The following is a 2,266-nucleotide window of genomic DNA, read 5'->3' as shown; positions in this document are numbered from 1 at the left end:
CTGCCGGCGTGTCTAGTCCCACCACATGCTTGACGTTTCCGTCCCAGCTGATGCTTGACGGTTGGTCTAGGACTCTTGCTTTGGCGATGGGCTACTCGCGGCCGGTGGCCATGACGAGGGCTTCGGTGAACTGCTTCCAGGTTGGCTGGTCGGGGAAGGCTTCCCCTCGGTTGCGGTAGAGCCAAGGCAGGGATTTGAGAGAGGACTCGAGTGCGTCCAGGAAGCGTTCGAGGGTGTGGTTCTCCCACTCGGTGGGGTGGGCGCGCAGGTCGGTTAGCATCCGCCCGACGATCTCGGCGGCGTCGGTGTTCGTGGTGACGTGGTTGACCTCGTCGGGGCGGATGTTGGTGAACCTGCCGGTTTCGTAGGCGCTGCTCATCGGGTCATCGTGCCTGTTCTGTGGAGGGAGTCGGTCTTGCGGGGTCGGCTGGCTTTGATGTTGCGGACGGGCTGGTGGGTGGTGCGTCGGACGGTGCGTATGCCGTCGTCGCAGGTGATGGCTAGTTCGGTGTCGGTGACGTCGATGGTGACGGTCTTGCCGGCGTGGATGCGGCCGAGAGCGACTTTCTGCCCGACGACCATGACTACGCCGGTGTTGGATGCCCGCCGCTGGACCTGCACCGGATCGGTTGCGGGTTGCGGGGGTGGCCCGGCGGGTCGGGCGCCACGCAGCCGGGCCACCTCGGCGGGGTTCAGCGGGTTGGGTCGGGTGCGCAGCAGGTGCCGGGTGCCCAGGTCGAAGAAGCTCAGCGTCTTGTCCTCGATGCGGATGCCGACGCGTTGCCCGCCGAGGATCTCAGCGGCCAGGACGATGTGCTGCCCGAGGGAGACGTGGCCGCCGCGGCTGATGGTCCGGTCGACCTCGACCGCCTCACTGGGTGGCGCCGGCGGCAGAGGCGGTTCCCCAGCTGGGCGGCCGCCCTGGCGCAGCAGGGCGGCGAGGTCGGCGGTGGACAGGTGTGAGCGCACCGACTTGAGACGGGTGCCGGCGATGAGGAGGTGGATGACGTCGGTGTCGGCCCAGAACGTGACCGTGACGCCGGAGCGGTTTGGGCCGAGCCAGAACTGCTTGCCCGCGACTTGCAGGTTTCCCGACGGTGGCACGACGCGGTCGAACTCCACCGCCCCTGGCGTCACTTGCGCTGGCAGTGGAAGCGGAATCGACGGTGGAACGCGGGTGTGGTCGACGGGCTGGGTGAGCCGGGCAGGCAGCTTCACCGGCACCACCTGCTCTGGGGCGGGGGCGAACCGGTGGGCGGGAAAGGCCATCTCCAGGGATTGGTGCGGCCGGTCGGTGTTGTATTCGTGCCGGAAGGCGTCCACGGCAGCCTGGACCGTGTCCAGGTCGGGCCAGACCGGCACCTCGTCGAGGAGTTCGCGTCGCAGGGTCTGGTGGAACCGTTCCACCTTCCCGGTCGTGGTCGGCGAGGCGGGCTGGGTCAGCCGGTGGATGATGCCGTTCTCCCGGCAGATCCGGTCGAACATCACCTCCCCGCCCTTGCCGAACCGGTCGGTGAACTGCTTGCCGTTGTCGGTCAGCACCTCCTCGGGCACTCCAAAGCGTTGCAGGGCGTCGGCGAAGGCGAGGCAGACCGCGCGGCCGGTGGCCCGCCTGACGACCTGAGCGATGACGCAGAACCGGGAATGGTCATCCACCCCGGTGACGACCTTCGCTTCGGTGCCGTCGGCGAGCATGATCCCGCCGACGATGTCCATCTGCCACAACTCCATCGGCCGATCCCGCTGCCACCGCACATAGTCCTTCCGACCCCGGCGGCGCTTGGCCGGTTCGATCAGGCCATGGCGGACCAGGATCCGATACACCGTCATCCGCGACGGCACCGGATCCGGACAGCCATGCCGGCCTAGCTCGAAGGAGATCCGGCGCGATCCCCACCGCGGATGATGCCGGCGTAGTTCACACACCAACGCCTCCACCTCCGCCGATGCCTGATGCGCACAACCCAGCGGTCGGCGAGACCGGTCCTCCAAACCTGCGAGACCTACCTCGGCATACCGGACCAACCAGGAATGGATCGTCTGCCGGGACACCCCAATCCGGGCCGCCACATCAACCACCGATTCGCCGGCTTTCACGGCGAGGACTGCTCGATACCGCTGCTCAACGATCGACAACTCCACCAGCGCCAATCCCGGCCTCCCCAGCCTGCGATGACCACAACCATCACGTGATGAAGAGAGCCGACATCGATCATGTCAAGCATCTGGTGGGACGCCACTGTCAAGCATGTCCCGTGACGGGACA

General features: G+C 67.1%; 2 protein-coding genes. Both read right to left on the bottom strand.

The annotated features are described in order from the left end of the window. Positions 1-91 precede the first annotated feature (91 nt). A complete protein-coding gene (locus AC5L30_RS32870; RefSeq protein ID WP_494872152.1) occupies positions 92-379 on the bottom strand; it encodes a DUF7660 family protein in 288 nt (95 codons plus the stop codon). After that, the gene (locus tag AC5L30_RS32865) at positions 376-2,136 is read right to left on the bottom strand and encodes an IS481 family transposase (RefSeq protein WP_494872154.1); all 1,761 of its coding nucleotides are present in this window, start codon (positions 2,134-2,136) and stop codon (positions 376-378) included. The genes AC5L30_RS32870 and AC5L30_RS32865 overlap by 4 nt, the downstream gene beginning before the upstream one ends. Positions 2,137-2,266 lie beyond the last annotated feature (130 nt).

This window comes from Micromonospora sp. BQ32 (assembly GCF_059358895.1).
Note: the sequence above shows the minus strand (reverse complement) of the source record. Positions and strands in the feature narration are given on the sequence as shown.

What these genes read in the sequence shown, in the direction of transcription:
- AC5L30_RS32870 (WP_494872152.1), bottom strand. Translation starts at nt 379, where the DNA reads ATGAGCAGCGCCTACGAAACCGGCAGGTTCACCAACATCCGCCCCGAC.